At 37.3% G+C, this 18,106-nt stretch carries 18 protein-coding genes; 12 read left to right on the top strand and 6 right to left on the bottom strand.

What is annotated here, in order from left to right; translation table 11 throughout:
* Positions 1–234: 234 nt before the first annotated feature.
* The 3 genes from rseP to rpsN are packed head-to-tail and all read left to right on the top strand — an operon-like array spanning position 235 to position 2,368.
* A complete protein-coding gene (gene rseP / locus ACM03V_RS00925; RefSeq protein WP_414618862.1) occupies positions 235–1,320 on the top strand; it encodes an RIP metalloprotease RseP in 1,086 nt (361 codons plus the stop codon).
* Complete coding sequence (nth, locus tag ACM03V_RS00920) at positions 1,296–2,021, top strand: endonuclease III (protein WP_414618861.1); 726 nt, start codon at positions 1,296–1,298, stop codon at positions 2,019–2,021. The genes rseP and nth overlap by 25 nt, the downstream gene beginning before the upstream one ends.
* A gap of 44 nt (positions 2,022–2,065) precedes the next feature.
* Positions 2,066–2,368 (top strand): 30S ribosomal protein S14, encoded by a 303-nt coding sequence (gene rpsN, locus ACM03V_RS00915; protein WP_414618860.1) that lies wholly within the window; start codon positions 2,066–2,068, stop codon positions 2,366–2,368.
* A gap of 260 nt (positions 2,369–2,628) precedes the next feature.
* Here rpsN and ACM03V_RS00910 read toward each other — a convergent pair whose 3' ends face one another.
* Complete coding sequence (locus ACM03V_RS00910; protein ID WP_414618859.1) at positions 2,629–2,958, bottom strand: hypothetical protein; 330 nt, start codon at positions 2,956–2,958, stop codon at positions 2,629–2,631.
* 143 nt (positions 2,959–3,101) lie between these two features.
* Here ACM03V_RS00910 and aat point away from each other — a divergent pair, with 143 nt between their 5' ends.
* Positions 3,102–3,677, top strand: a complete 576-nt coding sequence (aat, locus tag ACM03V_RS00905) for a leucyl/phenylalanyl-tRNA--protein transferase (RefSeq protein ID WP_414618858.1) — start codon at positions 3,102–3,104, stop codon at positions 3,675–3,677.
* A gap of 327 nt (positions 3,678–4,004) precedes the next feature.
* Here the strand turns inward: aat and ACM03V_RS00900 are convergent, their stop codons facing one another.
* Entirely contained in the window at positions 4,005–4,799 is a 795-nt protein-coding gene (locus ACM03V_RS00900; RefSeq protein WP_414618857.1) for a DUF3598 family protein, read from the bottom strand.
* Positions 4,800–4,895: 96 nt separating this feature from the next.
* Complete coding sequence (locus ACM03V_RS00895; protein ID WP_414618856.1) at positions 4,896–5,789, bottom strand: cell division protein FtsX; 894 nt, start codon at positions 5,787–5,789, stop codon at positions 4,896–4,898.
* A 171-nt stretch (positions 5,790–5,960) separates the two neighbouring features.
* Here ACM03V_RS00895 and ACM03V_RS00890 point away from each other — a divergent pair, with 171 nt between their 5' ends.
* The 3 genes from ACM03V_RS00890 to ACM03V_RS00880 all read left to right on the top strand — a co-directional run bounded on the left by ACM03V_RS00890 (position 5,961) and on the right by ACM03V_RS00880 (position 9,592).
* On the top strand, positions 5,961–7,160 hold the full coding sequence (locus tag ACM03V_RS00890) for a sensor histidine kinase (RefSeq protein WP_414618855.1): 1,200 nt from the start codon (positions 5,961–5,963) through the stop codon (positions 7,158–7,160).
* 392 nt (positions 7,161–7,552) lie between these two features.
* Entirely contained in the window at positions 7,553–8,920 is a 1,368-nt protein-coding gene (locus tag ACM03V_RS00885; protein WP_414618854.1) for a pentapeptide repeat-containing protein, read from the top strand.
* Between the two features lie 168 nt (positions 8,921–9,088).
* Positions 9,089–9,592, top strand: coding sequence for a hypothetical protein (locus ACM03V_RS00880; protein ID WP_414618853.1), 504 nt, complete (start codon positions 9,089–9,091; stop codon positions 9,590–9,592).
* A 129-nt stretch (positions 9,593–9,721) separates the two neighbouring features.
* On the opposite strand, the gene ACM03V_RS00875 is transcribed toward ACM03V_RS00880, so the two are convergent.
* Genes ACM03V_RS00875 through ACM03V_RS00865 form a run of 3 tightly spaced genes read right to left on the bottom strand, consistent with a single transcriptional unit; the run spans position 9,722 to position 12,638 of the window.
* A complete protein-coding gene (locus ACM03V_RS00875; RefSeq protein ID WP_414618852.1) occupies positions 9,722–10,822 on the bottom strand; it encodes an ATP-binding protein in 1,101 nt (366 codons plus the stop codon).
* Complete coding sequence (locus ACM03V_RS00870; RefSeq protein ID WP_414618851.1) at positions 10,819–11,190, bottom strand: response regulator; 372 nt, start codon at positions 11,188–11,190, stop codon at positions 10,819–10,821. Before ACM03V_RS00870 ends, ACM03V_RS00875 begins: the two co-directional genes overlap by 4 nt.
* Positions 11,187–12,638 carry an ATPase domain-containing protein gene (locus tag ACM03V_RS00865; protein WP_414618850.1) on the bottom strand — a complete coding sequence of 484 codons (1,452 nt, stop codon included), beginning with the start codon at positions 12,636–12,638 and terminating at the stop codon, positions 11,187–11,189. Before ACM03V_RS00865 ends, ACM03V_RS00870 begins: the two co-directional genes overlap by 4 nt.
* A 362-nt stretch (positions 12,639–13,000) precedes the next feature.
* Between ACM03V_RS00865 and def the strand changes: the two genes are divergently transcribed.
* From def to ACM03V_RS00840, 5 genes are all read left to right on the top strand, one after another.
* Positions 13,001–13,564 carry a peptide deformylase gene (def, locus tag ACM03V_RS00860; RefSeq protein WP_414618976.1) on the top strand — a complete coding sequence of 188 codons (564 nt, stop codon included), beginning with the start codon at positions 13,001–13,003 and terminating at the stop codon, positions 13,562–13,564.
* Between the two features lie 12 nt (positions 13,565–13,576).
* Positions 13,577–13,780 (top strand): hypothetical protein, encoded by a 204-nt coding sequence (locus ACM03V_RS00855; protein ID WP_414618849.1) that lies wholly within the window; start codon positions 13,577–13,579, stop codon positions 13,778–13,780.
* A 187-nt stretch (positions 13,781–13,967) separates the two neighbouring features.
* On the top strand, positions 13,968–14,789 hold the full coding sequence (locus tag ACM03V_RS00850) for a PD-(D/E)XK nuclease family protein (protein ID WP_414618848.1): 822 nt from the start codon (positions 13,968–13,970) through the stop codon (positions 14,787–14,789).
* A gap of 23 nt (positions 14,790–14,812) precedes the next feature.
* The gene (locus tag ACM03V_RS00845; RefSeq protein WP_414618847.1) at positions 14,813–15,433 is read left to right on the top strand and encodes a GNAT family N-acetyltransferase; all 621 of its coding nucleotides are present in this window, start codon (positions 14,813–14,815) and stop codon (positions 15,431–15,433) included.
* 193 nt (positions 15,434–15,626) lie between these two features.
* Entirely contained in the window at positions 15,627–18,020 is a 2,394-nt protein-coding gene (locus ACM03V_RS00840; protein WP_414618846.1) for a single-stranded-DNA-specific exonuclease RecJ, read from the top strand.
* Positions 18,021–18,106 lie beyond the last annotated feature (86 nt).

Raw genomic sequence — 18,106 nt, 5'->3', positions numbered from 1 at the left:
TTTGATTAATTCAACTGTGCAACTTATTATTGTCACGAATTTATAAACCTATTACTCTTTACCTATTACCTTCACTAACTCCTAACTTCCAATCTAAAATCTAAAATCCAAAATCCAAAATCTTTTAACTTCTAACTTCGTGAGCTATACCCAATTCTCAATACCAATCCCCAATGCCCCATAGCCACTTTAAAATAAAGAAATGTATAGTTTAAATAAATTCACAAATTTTCTATGTCAGTTTTAGCGGCGATCGCAGTGTTGGCTGTACTAATTTTTGTCCACGAGTTAGGACATTTTATTGCAGCGAGGAGTCAAGGTATTCATGTTAATCGCTTTTCGTTGGGTTTTGGGCCGGTACTTTTAAAGTATCAGGGGCCTGAAACTGAGTATGCGGTACGTGCTTTTCCGTTGGGTGGTTTTGTTGGGTTTCCGGATGATGACCCCGACAGTACAATTGAACCAGATGACCCAAATTTGCTGCGTAATCGTCCGGTTTTAGATAGAGCGATTGTAATTAGCGCTGGAGTGATAGCAAATTTAATTTTTGCTTATTTTCTGCTGGTTTCTCAGGTTGCTTTTGTGGGAATACCGGAAGCGCCTCTACCGGGTGTTTTAATTCAAGAACTTGCTCCACAAGTTAGCAATGCAGCTACAGAAGCTGGAATTAAGCCCGGAGATGTGATTTTAGCAGCAGATGGTACTGAGTTTGGTCAATCTTTGCAAGAGATAGAAAAGTTAAGAGACGTTATCAAAAATCATCCAGGGGAAGCAATTGAATTAAAGATTGAGAGGAAAGAGCAAAATCTGAATATAACAGTTGTTCCCGAAGCTAAACCTGGTGGAGGTAGTATCGGTGTTGGTTTGTCTCCTAATGGCAAAGTAGAGCGTCGCGCAACCGAAAATATTGTAGAAGCGTTTAGCGTCGGCGCAACTCAGTTTCAAAATATTATCTATCAAACAGTTCAAGGTTTTGGTAAATTAGTTACAAATTTTGGTGAAACAGCCGGTCAAGTGGCTGGGCCAGTTAAAATCGTCAAAATTGGTGCGAGTATTGCTCAAAATGACACTGGTAGTTTGTTCTTTTTCGCAGCATTAATTAGCATCAACTTAGCTTTCATCAATATTTTGCCTTTACCGGCTTTAGATGGCGGACAACTCGCTTTTCTATTAATTGAAGGAGTGCGCGGTAAGCCCTTACCCAATCGCATTCAAGAAGGTGTAATGCAAACTGGTTTGGTGCTACTTTTAGGAATAGGAATTTTGCTCATAGTTAAGGAAACCAGCCAGTTGGAATGGGTGAAAAATTTATTGGGGTAAGCACTGACGGTAAGAAGTTTTCTAGTAAAAAGCAGCGGGCGCACTGTATTTTGGTGCGCCTCAAGCGTTTGTATCCAGATGCAACTTGCTCTTTAACTTACTCAACGCCGGTACAGCTACTTGTGGCAACGATTCTTTCTGCTCAATGTACTGACGAACGAGTGAATAAAGTAACACCGGAGTTATTCCGTCAATTTCCTGATGCTCAAAGTTTGGGAAATGCACCAATTGAAGAACTTGAAACTTTGGTACGTTCTACAGGATTTTATCGGAATAAAGCCAAGAATATTAAAGCCGCTTGCCAAATGATAGTTGAAGAGTTTGGCGGAAACGTCCCTCGAACAATGGAAGAACTATTGCGGCTGCGAGGGGTAGCGCGGAAGACGGCAAATGTAGTTATGGCTCATGGTTTTGGTCTTAATGTTGGGGTAACGGTTGATACTCATGTCAGCCGTTTAAGCCAAAGATTGGGTTTAACAAAGCATGAAGACGCAGTTCGGATTGAAAGGGATTTAATGAAATTATTACCGCAAGCAGACTGGGAAAATTGGTCGATTCGGCTGATTTATCACGGTCGTGCTGTGTGTAGAGCCAGAAATCCAGCTTGTCAAGAATGCGAGTTAGCCGATTTATGTCCTACTGCACCAAAAATTTATCCTCAAAATGCAAATATTGATGTCATAAGTAGTGCAGTTCGTTAGAATAAGAAATGCTGTTCAAAAATAATTAGGTAATTCGGAATTTTATGGCTAAAAAAGCTATGGTAGAGCGCGAAAAAAAACGCGCCAAGATGGTAGATAAGTATTGGGATAAGCGTCAAGATTTGTTAGACGAATTTAGACAAACAGCAGATCCTTTGGAAAAGCTAGAAATTCATCGCAAAATTCAGCGCTTACCTCGTAACAGCGCACCAAACCGGCGTATGAACCGGTGTTGGGCTACTGGTCGTCCCCGCGCTGTTTACCGCGACTTCGGATTATGCCGTAACGTTTTGCGCGACTGGGCACACAAAGGGTTATTGCCTGGAGTAGTTAAGTCTAGCTGGTAGGTTTATTTAGTTAGGAGTTAGGAGTTAAGAGTTAGGGGTTAGGAGTTAGGAGTTGCAAAGACCAAGGATATATCAAGCACTATTTTTGTCATTATTGCCTTATGTGATATCCGAGGAATTTTTACAACAAAAATGTAAGAGATTTTAATCTTGAATTCAATCCAGATTAAGGAAAAACTCCTAACTCAGAACTATTAACTTCAATTCATAACTCTTAACTCTCAACTCCTAACTCTCAACTCCTAACTCCTAACTTGTATTCACTGTCCGCAACATTTATCAATTCCCAAACTTTCTAAAAGTAAATCGCTGACTGCGTTGGCAATTGCAAACTCTCCATAGAAGCTTTCGGAAAAGTCAAAGGCTTGCATTTCAGTGACGATAGCAAGTACTAATTCTCCTAAATCATTTTCCCCTTCCATACGCTGTCGGACAAAAATTTGCGCCGCACGTTGGGCTATATCTTGATTAATAGTTTCTGGAAGAAATTCTTCATCTAAAAAGGAATGTAAGCGAGAAAGCAACCATTCTCCTTCTTGTTGAGGATTTTCCGCTGGTGGTAAAGTTATTGGTGGAATTGGTTGAGTCATCTTTTTTATTTTTTTATTTATTTTTAAAAGGGAACAGGGAACAGGGAATAGGGAGTAGGGAGTAGGGAGTAGGGAATAGGGAATCCGAGAAATCATATGCTTAAACCTGAAAATTGCTACCTGAAGACTGAAAAGTAAATTATATGCAATATGATGTCGCTGCTATTATCCAAGGATACTCCCAAGGCTATTTTCTCATGGCTGATGAAAATAATCACTTGGGATGGTATGGCAGTCGCGATCGCACTTTAATTCCTTTAGATAACAGATTCCATTTTCCTAAGTCTTTGAGGAGAGTTATCAACCAAGAGCGATTTTCCGTTGCAGTCAATCGCGATTTTAAAGCGGTTGTCGATGGATGTGCAGATAGAGACTCTACCTGGATTTCTGAGGAGTTGAAAGATATTTATTTTGCATTAAATGAAAGCGGTTGGGCTTATAGTTTTGAAACTTGGCAAGGCGATGAACTTGCAGGAGGAATTTTAGGAATTGTTATTGGTGGGGCTTTTATTGGCGAATCAATGTTTTTTAATATTTCCGAAGGCTCGAAAGTCGCTATGGTTAAGTTGGTAGAAAGATTGCGTCAAAGGCAGTTTGTCTTTTTTGACGCTCAGATGATGAATCCTCATTTAGAACGCTTTGGTGCTTTCTCTATTGATGATGAGGAATATCAAATTCTGTTAGAGAAAGCTTTGCAATCTAATTGTTCTTTGATTTAAGGGAACGGGGAACAGAAGAAGATTCAAGTTTTTCCTATATTTAAGCATTTTAATTATTGAAAACCGAAAAATTTTTATAATTATAAGTACCACAACAATGGTATTATGTTTTAAGAAGCTTTATATAATGGAAATATTGATTGCTTTAAAAAATTTATATACATCCCATTATATGATAATACCAAAAAACGCCCATTTTTTGAACTAGTTGGAAAATTTTATTTAAAAACGTAAAAAACAAATTGATTATAAAATTGATTTGCAATTAGCAATAAATTAAGACGATTAGGCTCAATCAAAACCTTTGATAGAATTACCAATTACTAATTACCCTTTCCTTTCAGTAACTAAAGTCAAACTAACCCATTCCCCCTTATCGTTGTAGCTGCGAATCATCCGCTGACGTAAATAGGGGTTAATTAACCAACCGACTTCTAAAAATAAAGGTTGACGTAATTGGGCTTGAAAGGGAGAAGTAACAGAAGCACCATCGGGAAGCAGTAAAACCTGTACCTGATTTTGTTCAAATAATAGAATGGAATCTTTGAGTGTAGCAGTAGAAGTAATAGTGCGATTCGCAAAACTTAGACTTTGAGTTAATTTCCCATTATTAAGCTGTAAATGCATTTGTGTTGAATAACTATCAGGCTTTTGTAAATCGGGATAGATAGTTACAGCTTCACCAACCCATTCACCTAACAAAGCATCAACCGTTAAAACAGGATTTTGTGAAGATTGAGTTTGAGCAAGATGCTCGCGAATCAAAGTAAACGAATCTAATTTGAGATTTTTATCAAAAAGCTGTACTACACGTAAACGGCGTGAGCCATGAATAAAACCAAACTCAGCGCCAAACTCAGAAAACGGCGCTAATTGAATAGAGCCTTGAGAAAACGCACCATTTTCAAAGAATAAAACTCCCTTTCCCAGGGAACTATATTCCAAAACTTTTTCATTTTCATCCAAACCGATAGTTTGACGAATCGTTTGATTATTATTCAAACCTTCAAGAGAAACAACACTCTTGGTATCACCTAATAATTCACCTTGGGGAGATAAACGAGTAAAAGAGCCTTGCCACTCACCAAGATTTTTTAATAAAGCATTCCATTGAGAATTCATAAATCAGTTATCAGTTATCAGTGAACAGTTATCAGTAACCAGTTATGAAGATTGGATTTATAAATCCTAATTCCTAACTCTTAACTCCTAACTCCCTTACGCTCGTCGTAGTGCGAATAAACTCCCTATCAATCCTACCGTTGCACCGAAGCTTAAGAGAATGACTGGTAGTAATAAGATTTGTAAGGATGTAAGCTGTAAACCGTTGGTAAGAAATTGAATAAATTCGGGTTGATTGGCTAGCATTTTGTTTAAAAGCTGTTGCACAAGACTTATAAAACTCCAAGCTACTGCACCACCTAATATGCCGCATGTAATTCCTTGCAAGATAAAAGGTAAATAAATCCAGGTTGAAGTTGCACCTACTAACTGCATAATTTCAATTTCTCGCCGCCGTGCTGTTAGTACCAAACGAATCGTAATGCTGGTGACGGCAACTGCTGTTAATGTCAAAATTACGGTAATTGTTAACGTCACCCAATTTAAACCTCGATGTAATTGGGCGATGCGTCTAACTGCTTCATCGACGTACTGTACCGTATCTACGGCTGGTATTTTAGCTAAATTAGTGGCTAAATCTGGTACAACTTGAGAATTTATTGCCTTTACTTTAATTTCATCTACCAAAGGATTTCCATCTAATTCTTGGGTAGCACCTGTAATATCGGAGATTCCCATTTCTTGAACTAATTTCGTCCAGGCTTGTTCTTTAGTAATGGTTTTTACTGTAGCGACTTCCGGCATTTGCGCGATGGCGGTTTCAATAGTTTTCCCACGTGCTGTGGGTTCGAGATATACCGATACCTCTAATTGAGAACCAAATTGATAAAGCAGTTTTTCAACTTGCCAAGAAGTTTGTAAACTAATACCGAACAAAAATAGTAGTACCGCAACAGTACTTACAGCAGCCCAATTCATCCACCCACCCCGCTGCAAACCTAAAAAAGTTTCTTTGAGTAGGTAATCTAACTTAGTCAGGAACTTAAACACGCTGCCTCAGGAAGTAAAAATGCAGGAATGATTTATTGTAAATACTCGTATGTGTAAAGTCTCTAGTTAATATTGCGGGTTTTGCGGCTATATTATGAAGAATAATTTTTTTGACATACATTACCAGCAATATTATTCTACTTTTATAATCATGTACCCCAATGATTCCCTGTGAGCAAAGACCTCGGTAAAACATTATTAGCTAAAACTGAGACTATAGTTGACACCTGGGTTGAAGCTATTCGCGAAAATCAAAATATAGAAAGTTCTAAAAGTCTTGCCTATAATTCGGTACGTAACAGCATTCCTGTTGTCTTAGAAGCTTTTGCGACTTTACTTACACAATCCTTAAGTAATCAACCGCAAAAGTTAGAATATAAAAGTTTAGAACACGGATTTGTTAGAGCCGAACAAGGCTACGATATTACTGAAATCCTGTATGAATACCGTTTATTACGGAAGGTCATTTTTGCTGTTTTAAAACCGGATTTGCTTTTATGCTCTGGTAATGAAATATTGCAAACGGTTGAATTTCTTGACTCAGTTATAGACCAAATTATCTCTTTATCTTTAGAGAGTTATGTTGAAGCGCGGTTACAGGAGCTACACGAATTACAATCACAATTATTACTAAATAATCAAGAATTAACGCGCTTAGTGGGGATGCAAAAAGAAAACGTCTCTCATTTGGCACACGAATTAAAAACTCCTATTAACTCAATAATGGGTTTTTCGTCATTATTATTAAAACAACAGCAAGAATTGACTCAAGGGCAAGATAAATCTCTCAATTTACGGTTTATCGAAAAGGTAATAAAAAATAGCAGACAACTATTACGCCTAATTAACAATACCTTAGAAATATCTCGCTACGAATCAGGGAAAATAAAGCTAAATTTAGAATCAATAGATGTGCGATCGCATATCCAAATGGTTATAGAAGCTCTACAATCTGCTGCGGTTGAGAAAAACCTGGAAGTTATATTATATTGCGATCGCGCTCCCGAACAAATAACAAGCGATCCCTTAAGGTTACAGCAAATTATCACGAATTTAGTCAGCAACGCTATTCGTTATACTGATTCGGGAACTATTACAATAACTTGCCTTAATAATAACAATGAGCAATGGTCAATTATTGTTGCCGATACAGGAATTGGTATCGGTAAAGAAGCTCAAAGTAGAATTTTTGAATCTTACTTTCGAGTTAGCTCAGAAGACACTGATTCTCAAAATAGCAATGGTTTAGGATTGGCTATTGTTGATAAGTTGACTAAATTATTAAGCGGAAAAATTGAATTAGTCTCAAAGCCAACAGAGGGTTCTACTTTTACTGTAACTTTTCCTAAAACAATTAATTTTTCGTCCTAACTATACGTTAGAGCAGAGAAAACCCTATAAGCACCTGTGCAAAATTAATTTAACATTTTGTTTAGATATGGTTGGGGAGAATAAGGAATAAGGAACAGGGAACGGTTATATAACTGAGTAGTAATTATACAAATAATTTGGTTTCGATAATTGTCAAAATTTATAACACGCAATTTGATACAGTTTTATATGTAAATGAAGATTACCACTAAATTGCTGTGGTAGGATTCTAAGCAAATAACTTAAATAGGTGTGTCTCTTGGTTTGGAGAGTATGAAAAATAAGCTTTCTCAAAGGCTTTAATTTGAGACTTTACACGGGAGCGAGTTTATAATTCATATTTAGTCAAATTTAGTCAAAAAAATACGTCCCCTATTGACGTGCAATAAAAAATGGCTCAAGAATACCGACGTGCAAAACTTAGAGGAAAATCATTTAAAGGACAAGATTTAACAGGTGTAGATTTTTCTAATTCTGACATTCGCGGTGCTGACTTTACTAACGCGATTCTTAGAGATGCAAATTTCAGTCATACAAAATCAGGTTTGCAGCGCCGTTGGGCAATTATTTTAATTTTCTTTTCGCTGCTGCTATCGGCGATATCGGGTTTAATGTCGGCTGTTGGTGGCTCTTTAGTCGGATTTATTTTAATTGATAGTGCCCGTGACAATGTTTATGTCGGCGTAGTAAGTTTAATTATTCTATCGTTATTTTTTCTATTAAGTATCCGTAAAGGTATGCTATCAGCTTGCGTATTTTTAGCGGTAGCGATCGCCTTAGCAGTAGTTACCGCAGTGGCATGGGCTGGTTTTGTAGCCGTTGTCTGGAGCGGATTGGCGGCAACTTCGGAAGCTACGGAAATTGCGCCAATAGTCGCGGTGGTAGCCACGGGAACGGTAGCGGTTATCGTTACTGCGGTAGGGGCAGTATGTGTGACAATTTCAGCCGCTATTACCGGAGCGATAGCCGGAATTTTCGCGGTTATGATAACCGTAATCGTAGCAGGAATAATCGCTGGTATTGTGGCGGTGTATGCGATGATGGTAAATCCCGTTGCTGGAATAGTCGCTGGTGTCGTATCGGTAATCTTGGTAATTGTCTCTGCTTACATTGGCTGTAGCGCTATTTCTGAAGATAATAAACAGAATTTTGTGCGTAAAATTGCTATTTCTCTGATGACAAAATACGGTACTCGTTTTCGCAATGCCGATTTAACAGATGCCGATTTTACCCAAGCCAAACTTAAAAGCGCTAATTTCAATCAAGCTAAAGTCAAACGTACCAACTGGTTTGAAATTAAACAGGTTCATTTAGCAGCAGTAAATACAACTTATTTAGAAAACGCTGAGATGCGCGAGTTAGTTGTCAACAAAGATTTACAAAACAAAATATTTGACGGTTGGAATTTGCGAGGAATTAATTTACAAGGAGGAAATCTTAAAGATGCCAGCTTTGTAGGAGCGAATTTGAACGAAACCAATCTGCGAAACGCCGATATTTCCAGAGCTAAACTAGTGCGTTCGCAATTAGACAAAGCGGATTTAAGAAGCGCTAATCTCACGGGAGCCTATGTAGAAGATTGGAACATAACTTCACAAACTTTGCTATATCCGATTAATTGCGATTATATATTTTTACGAATACCGACTCCAGAAGATCCCAATCCCCATCGTTTACCTGCTAATTGGGAAGCCAGTTTTCAAGACGGTGAATTTAATAAGTCTATGAATCCTTTGTTGAAGGTTTCAAATTTTGGGTAATGGGTAATGGGTAATTGATAATTGTAAGCCTTAACCTTTACTTTATAAATAAGCTCTAAGATATATAACATTAGGCATGATTGAAAAATTTCATTAAAAAATCGATTAAAGATTGAGCTAAAGAGTTGATTAATGTTAATTATTCTCTTTTAATTACAACATAAGGCTATGGAAGATTTATTACTTTATCTTTTAGTCGCTTTATTGATTTATTTATTAATTCAGTTAAATGAAACAAACGCTCGCATTCATAGCTTAGAAGAAATATTAAAAATTGCTCTTCAAAAGCCAAGTTTATATATACAAACTTATCAACATCTAGGAGATATTATGTCTGAAGATAACGGTATTACGATCAATCCTCAAGGGGATGCTGTGGGAATTTCGATTGGTGATGATAATTATCAAGAAGGAGTTTTTGCTAAAACCAGCGGTGATGTTGCAAATTTTGTAAATGAAATAGAAGATTCGCGAGAAGCAGCTTCACCTCGAATCAAAGCACTTTTTTCTCAAATCGAAAAGACTATTGAAAACAACGATGATTTATCACCGGATGAAAAAAGTTATGCATTGCAGCAATTAAAATCTTTAGAATTTAGCAGCCAAGCTAATAAAAAAAAGTTGATGAAAGCAGAATCGGAAGAATTAAGTAGTAATGCTTCAATCGTGTAGTCATTTGTTCTTTTATCTCGTTCCCAGGCTCCAGCCTGGGAACAATGTATCAAGAGGCTCTGCCTCCAGATTTGATGTAAGGCAGAGCCTTCCAAATTTGAATTACAAGGTAGAACCTTGTAACGAGATTTAAGCTAAATCTTTATCTTCCTTTAACGGCAAAACAACGGTAAAAATCGTACCAATATCAACTTCACTATCAACCGTAATCGTACCACCGTGCAAATCTACCGATTGCTTGACGATTGCTAATCCTAAACCAGTACCGGGAATTTTACCAACATTAGAAGCGCGACGAAATGACTCAAATAAATTAGCTTGATATTTTTCAGGAATACCAATACCTTTATCTTTTATTTTAAAAATAATCTCTGTATTCTGAAAATATAAATCAAAATCTATGGTCGTATTTAACGGTGAATACTTAATTGCATTACTAAGTAAGTTTGTAAGAATATTATGCAATAAATTTTCATCTAAATAAACTTTTGTAGGTTCATGATGGATATTAAAATTAATTTTATGGTTGCTGACGGCTCCTATTTGTATTTCTGTTAAAAGTTGCTTGCAAAATTCTAGTAAATCTAAAAGTTGCAAATTTATTTTTTGTTTTGTCAATTCTCCCTTCGTTAAAATTAAAACATCATCTAAAGTCTCAGTCATCTTTTTTGCAGAAGTTTTGATCCGAGTAAATAATTGTTTCTTCTTATCTGAGGTTAATTTTTCATCTCCACGATAAAGCATTTGCGCGTAGGCTACAATTATATGCAAGGGATTGCGAAACTCGTGAGATGCAACTGAGATAAAACGGCTTTTAAGTTCGTTAATATGTTGTAAATTATCGTTAGCAGCTTTCAATTTTAAAGATAATTCTCGCCTTTGTAATAATGCTTCTATACGTACCCGCAATTCTACTTTTTCGATGGGATTAGTAATCAACTCATCAATAGTTTTCCATAGATGTCGCGTGATCATTTTGACATCTGGACGGGATGTTATTAAAAGAAACGGTAAAAAAACAGGTTCTTCTGCTTTTTTAGTTGCTTCTACCCAATCTATGAATTTATCTAAAGCTATAGGACCAAGAATACACAAATCAAAGGAATTGTGCAAATTTAATAAATCATCATCATTAGATAGAGAAATTACTTCATAGCCTGCTTCTTGTAATGAATTAAATAGCAAAAGTTTATTCTGTTTGTGTTGGAGGAGTAGTAAAACCTTTCTCATTCCAAATCCCCCAACAAACTTTTAATTAAACTAAATAACTGTTTAATTATAAGCGGTTTAATTAGTATACTCCTAGCGCCGCGAGCGAGGGATTGTTGTTCAATTACAGCACTTTGGCGAGGTGAAATAATTAAAAACGGTATTTGTTGATTTCGTAACTGTTCGCACCATTCCCAAATACTATTATCAAAACCAGTGATATCTATCAAGCCTAAATTGATTTGAGTTGATTGACTCATAGCACTGTTAAATTCCTCTAAATTACTTACCCTAATAGCTTGATATCCTTCCCGATTCAAAAATTGATTAAGTAATTCCAAATTGTGATTATTACTACTAACTGTCAAAATTAAAGGCTTGACATTCATTTTTTGCTATCATTTTGGTCTACCCATTCTGGCGTACCGCTAAGAATCTTTCGCAGATTGACTAATGGTTTACCTAACTTGATACCGTAACGAGTTATTTCTATTTCTCGCAAGGTTTTTTCAAAATTTGACAGCCTTTTTTTCAATACGCCAATAGCTTTTTGCATTTCTCCATATATTTCTAAATAGCGTAAGAAGATAATATTATCTGCAATATAACTAATACCTAATTCAGTAGCGCGGAAGTCACCAGTGATATTTTCGGTTTCATTTACTAAAATTACTGTAACGCCCATATTTTGCAAATACTTACACAAAGCGTGCAAATGACTGGCTAAATCCGCACCGCGCATAGCAATTCGGTAGCCAGCAACGCTATCAATCATCACAATCCGAGCTTTATTTTGTTCTACTTCATGACGTACTTGATTGGCAAATTCATCATGGGTAAGGTGTAAAGATTCTACTCTGACAACCGACAAATTACCATTTTCAATCATGGCATTAATCGGAATATTTATACCTTGAGAGCGAGCTACTAAAGTTTCCTCAGCTTCCTCAAAAGAGTAAATTACAGAACGTTCGCCTCTTCCTGCTGCTTCCTTCATAAATTGAAGTCCTAAAGTGGTTTTACCTACCCCAGTAGGGCCAGTGAAAATTGTTACAGTCCCTCGTTCGATACCACCATGCAGCAATTCATCTAATTCAGGTATACCAGAAGAAATTGCTTGAAGAGTAAATTCTTGCTTGAAAACTTGTGGCTGTAATTTCGGAGCAACTCGTATTCCCTGCGAAGTTAGGCGCAGCGAATGCAAACCAGCGAGAAAATCAGAACCGCGAAACTTACTAACGCTAATATTTCTTCCTTCCGAAGAGTTATGAAGATGAATTACCCCATCACTAATAAACTGTAAATCATTATCGGGAGCTTCCGGGCTACTTTCAGAAGTAAATACAACCGTTGCACCGGTATTCAATAAAAAACGGATAAATGATAATACCTGTTTGCGAAACTGAAAATCATCAGTACATAAAAAGCGAAACTGGGTCATCGAATCAATTAAAACTCGCTTCGGTTTCAGTGATTCTACAGACTCGATAATTCTTTGAGTCGTGGGTTCCCGTTCAACTTCGGCAGGAAAAAAAATATCATAAGTTTGGATTTGAGTGAAAAAATCCGCACCAGGGCTTAAATCCAAAAAATGCATTGCTTCAGTATTCAACCCAAGCATTGCACCATTAGCTTTAATTTGGTCGGCTGACTCCCCTAAAGTGATATAAAGACTCGATTCATTGTTAGCTATACCAGCATTCAAAAAATGCAATCCTAAAATAGTTTTACCGCAACCAGGACCACCGCGCACCAAATAAGCTCGCTTTGGCATCAAACCGCCATTCAGAATTTCATCAAAGCCTATAATTCCGGTAGAAAGACGAGCTAAATCCATCAATCAAGTTTCCGCCCTGCAAAATTTAATAATTAGTAAAATCGAAATTATCATACTTCAATCATTATTATTCAATAGATATGGTAATTAAGGTTTAAGGTTAGATATTAGTTAATATTATACTTACAGTTGAATTTACAACTGACATCTCATTTAAGTTAAATTAGCTATCTATCTAATCAAGATTACTATGTTATTGAATTACCAAAACAATTGATTATCAACTATTATCGGATGTATTTTTAAACTCCCCATCTCCCCCTCTCCCCATCCCCCATCCCTTCATCTCCCCATCCACCTAGTTGCTAAGATAAAGTAAAGCGGAATCATTTCATTTATAGATATTTGTGAGTTATAAGACTATGCCCTCTGCGATCGCTGTTGAGAAGAAAAAGTTAAAAAATCCGCCCTTGCAACTTCACTACTTGGGCGATAAAGTTTTGCGACAACCTGCCAAGCGCATATCCAAAGTGGATGACGAAATTCGCCAACTAGCGCGAGAAATGCTGCAAACGATGTACAGCAGCGACGGTATTGGTTTGGCTGCACCCCAAGTGGGAGTTCATAAGCAACTTATTGTTATGGATATCGAACCAGATAACCCAGCTAATCCACCGTTGATTTTGATTAATCCCGTGATTAAAAAATCCTACGGTAACATTTGCGTAGAGCAAGAAGGATGTTTAAGCATTCCCGGTGTTTACCTGGATGTTAAGCGTCCAGAAATGGTAGAAGTTAGTTATAAAGACGAAAATGGTCGTCCGCAAACTTTAAAAGCTGGGGATTTACTCGGACGTTGTATCCAACACGAGATGGATCACCTCAACGGTGTAGTATTCGTAGATAGAGTCGAAAACGCTTTGGCACTGACACAAGAGCTATCAAAAAATGGTTTTTCCCATCAAGCTGTAAAATCAATAGTATAGGGGGAAATACTTATGAACATGACACCGATTAGCGGTTTGTTTTTGCTGGGTTCTTGCATTGCGGCAATTGCATCAGTAGGTTCGATATTTGAACTTTCATCAGGGCAACCAGATTTAGGAATGCAGAACACCGCAATTATTTTAGGAATTAGCATTCCGCTCACAGCTTTGTTTTTCTTCGCCGCAGTCAGAGATGCGCGAGCTAACATGAAATAAGCATCAGGTACGAAAGTACATATAAAGGAAAAAGGAAAAAGAGTAGAGGGAAACTTTATTTCTTTACCTTTTGCCTTTTTATTTTTTAATTGGTAATAGGGAATTGGGTAGAGGGGGTAGAATTTATAATCCGAAATCTAAAATCTAAAATCTAAAATCTAAAATCTAAAATTCCTAACTCTTCATAATGTTCGTGCAAAATCAATTACTACGACTTTCTCAAGGGCAGCTTAACTTATTAGAAAGTTGTCCCCATAAGTTCCAAAATACTTATTTAGAACAACTCCGCCCTCCTACAAATCCAGAATATGAAGAAAAGCAGTTGCTCGGAAGTCGCTTTCACTTACTGATGCAGCAGCGAGAAATGGGTTTGAAAATTAGGAGCTTTTTGCAAACAGATAGTCAACTAGAAACTTGGATGAGGGCTTTTGCTATTACCGCACCGGATATTTTAACTCCTGCTAGCGCTAGCGAAACTTTTCGCGAAAGCGAACATCTCCGCACGCTACAAGTACAAAACTATTTGCTGACGGCTATTTACGATTTATTAATTGCAGATAAACAAAAAGCAGAAATTCTAGATTGGAAAACCTATCGGCAACCACCAAACAAACGTAAGCTGCAAAATGATTGGCAGACTCGTCTTTATATGTACGTATTGGCAGAAAGTAGCGATTATCTACCAGAAAATATTTCGATGACTTATTGGTTTGTGCAATCGGAAAGCAAACCACACAGCATTAAATTTAATTACAGTTCACTTCAGCATCAGCAAACTGAAAAGAAATTAAATCAAGTTTTAAACAAGTTAACTAAATGGCTGCAAGCTTACCAACAGGGAGAGCAATTTCCTCAACTGCCAGAAGGCAGTAAAACGTGCAATTATTGTCAGTATGCTTCTCGCTGTCAGAGAGTTTCTGTTAATTCCAAGGAAAAATCATCTCAAGATTTACCTGGTGTCGATAGTAACTTAGTTAACTTAGCTAATATTCAAGAAGTACCTCTTTAAGTTGGTAACTTCTTAATTATTTTATGCCGTTAGAAAATAATAATACAGTATTTGTTCGCGAATTGAAAATTGATGACATTGCGCCGGTGTTTCATTTAGGGGAAGAATTATTTACCAGCGATTTATATCCTTATTTATATAGAACTTGGGACGAATGGGAAGTAATCGGACTTTATAATACAGATGCAGAATATTGTCTGGTTGCTGAAGTTGACGAAGAATTAGCAGGATTCATCTTAGGAACAATTATTACTAAAGCATCTTGGACATATGGTTATATTTTATGGTTGGGAGTAAACCCAAAATTTCAACGTCGTCGCGTAGCAGATAAATTAGTTGATAGCATTATTGCTCGGATGATTGAAGATGGTGCGAGATTCATGCTTGCAGATACAGATCCAGCCAACGTACCAGCTGTTAAGTTCTTCAACCGTAAAGGTTTTGGCAATACACGGCAACATATATTTCTATCAATGAATCTGAGCAAGCACGAGCATTATGGCAGATTAATCGAATACGAACATCAAAAAGCAGAAAGAGCCGGTTACAGACGCTCCAGCCCCATTCGCACGCGCAAAATAGAACCGATTGGTGGCGAAGTTGTGATTACACCTGTAGAAAAAGATTTTGATGAAGAAAACTAGAATTTTAGATTTAAAATTTTATGTTTTGGATTTTAGATTGATATAAGTTAGAAGTTGGGTAAATAAAATAGCACCATTTTCAAAAAACCAACAGAAACCAGATTTCTATAGAAAAGAATATAATTTTAGAGATGAATGTCATCTTTAATAAACCCGGTTTCTCATCAATCCGTTGTAAAAATCCCCGCATCCTATGTCCGAACAACAGTGGATTCTAGCGTCAACAGAAGAACCTCCAAAATGGTTCTTAGAATTAGTCAAGCAACATATTCCTGCATCAAAAGGAAACTTTGCCGCACAATTATTATGGCAACGAGGAATTAGAGATAAAACTCAATTAGAAAATCATATTAATCCCCAAATTTATCAGCCAGTAAGCCCTTTTGAATTTGGACAAGAAATGCAGCTTGCTGTCGAAAGATTACAAAAAGCACGAAATAACAATGAAAAAGTTGCGATTTGGGGAGACTTCGACGCTGACGGTATCACTTCTACAGCAGTTTTATGGGATGGCTTGGGACAGTTTTTTGCGAAAAATACGCAGTTAACTTACTACATCCCCAATCGTTTAACCGAATCCCACGGATTAAATATTCCCGGTATTGAAAATCTTAAACAGCTAGGCTGTCAGCTAATCGTTACTTGCGACACTGGCAGTACAAATCTTGAGGAAATTATCTATGCGAACGATTCAGGTATAGACATTATTGTTACAGACCATCACACCTTACTCCCCGAACGTCCCCCTGTAGCAGCCTTGATAAACCCCCGTAACTTACCCGACTCCCATCAACTCTTTCATCTTTCCGGAGTGGCAGTAGCTTATAAATTAGTAGAAGCTCTTTATTTAACCTTTCCACAAATACCGCAACAGCCATTAGAAGATTTATTAGATTTAGTAGCAGTAGGATTAATAGCCGACTTAGTACAGTTGAGCGGAGACTGCCGCTATTTAGCACAAGTAGGAATTCAGCAACTGCAACAAGACTTTCAAAAAGCACCAGCAGCAAGAAGAAGACCTGGTGTCGGAAGACTACTAGAATTATGCCAGAAAAATGGCGATCGCCCTACAGATATTTCTTTTGGTTTGGGGCCTAGAATCAACGCTGTCAGCCGCATTCAAGGAGATGCTCGCTTTTGCGTAGAACTACTAACTAGCAGCGAGCAAAAGCGCGTTAGCGAATTAGCAGAAGAAACCGAACTAGCAAACACCCGGCGTAAATCCTTACAAAAAGACGTAGCTCGACACGTCGAGCAAAAGCTTTCCCAAATGGACTTATCAACCACCAGCGTCATAGTTTTAGTAGACCCCCAATGGGCAGTAGGGGTTTTAGGATTAGTTGCCGGACAAGTAGCACAAGATACCGGAAGACCAACGATTTTATTAAGTACAGAAATTTTAGAGGAAGAGGGAGACAAGGAGACAAGGAGACAAGGAGACAAGGAGAATATGAATTTTTCTACCCCCTCTACCCCCTCTCCCCCTCTCCTGGCAAGAGGTTCCGCACGTTCGGTAAATTCGGTAGATTTATATAAATTAGTCAAAGCTCAAGAGCATTTACTGCATCGTTTTGGGGGACATCCTTTTGCAGCAGGTTTGAGTATCCCTGTAGAAAATATTCCTTTATTTACAGAAGCAATTAACCAACGGTTGCGACAAATAACCGGAGGTACAACACCACAACCTAAAGTTGAAGCAGACTTAGTAGTTACCGTCGCAGACTTAAGCAAAGAATTATTTTTAGAATTAAAGTTATTAGAACCCTGCGGAATGGGTAATCCGGTACCAAAATTATTAATAAAAAACTGTTGGTTTGAAAATACTTGGCATCGCAATCAGCAAGATGCAAAAGGAAAGAAAATTCAATATATTAAAACAGAATTTTATATTCGTGACGACTCTACAACAAATCGTTTTCCTGGCATCTGGTGGGGACATTATAAAGATGAATTACCACCGGAAAAATGCGATTGTATAGTTGAATTAGATTACAACACTTTTAAAAAACGTTATGAAATTCGACTTATTGCAGTACGTGCCGCTGAAAATGCAATAAATCCACTATTAAATGATTGCTCATCAATTTTAGACTGGCGTAATCTTCCCCCCAATAACTATCCATCATTATCGGACACTCCCCTTATCATTAAAGAATGTCCGACTCGTTGGGATGATTTGCGAGTCTGTTTGAGACGTTCTTTTCACAAACAGCAACCCCTAGCATTAGCATGGTCAAAACCGAACTATCAAGCACCGGAAGAAATTTGGTTAAAACTTGTAGGGATAGCTAAATATTTGTGTCGTACAAATCAAGCACCAACTCGCATACAGCTTTTAGAGAAACTATCTATTAGCGACCAAACATTGCATTTAGGTTTTCAAGCTTTAAAAGCGTTAGGATTTACAATCAAATCGCAAGATAATTACTTAATATTTAGCCAAAAAGATAACCCAAATTCCACTCAAATAGAAGCCGCAATAGATAAATTTACCGCAGCAGTACGCGAAGAAGAATTTCAGAAAAACTATTTTAATAAAGTACCGATGTCAATTATCAATTATCAATTAGTAGGGAGTAGGGAGTAGGGAGTAGGGAATGGGGAATAGGGAACAGGGAACAGGGAACAGTTAATAATTTAACTTCTAACTCCTAATTCCTAACTCCTAACTCC

It is taken from the genome of Calothrix sp. CCY 0018 (assembly GCF_963920925.1).
Classification (GTDB): Bacteria; Cyanobacteriota; Cyanobacteriia; order Cyanobacteriales; family Nostocaceae; genus Rivularia.
The sequence above is the reverse complement of the archived record's forward strand: the minus strand, read 5'-3'. Positions and strand labels throughout refer to the sequence as shown.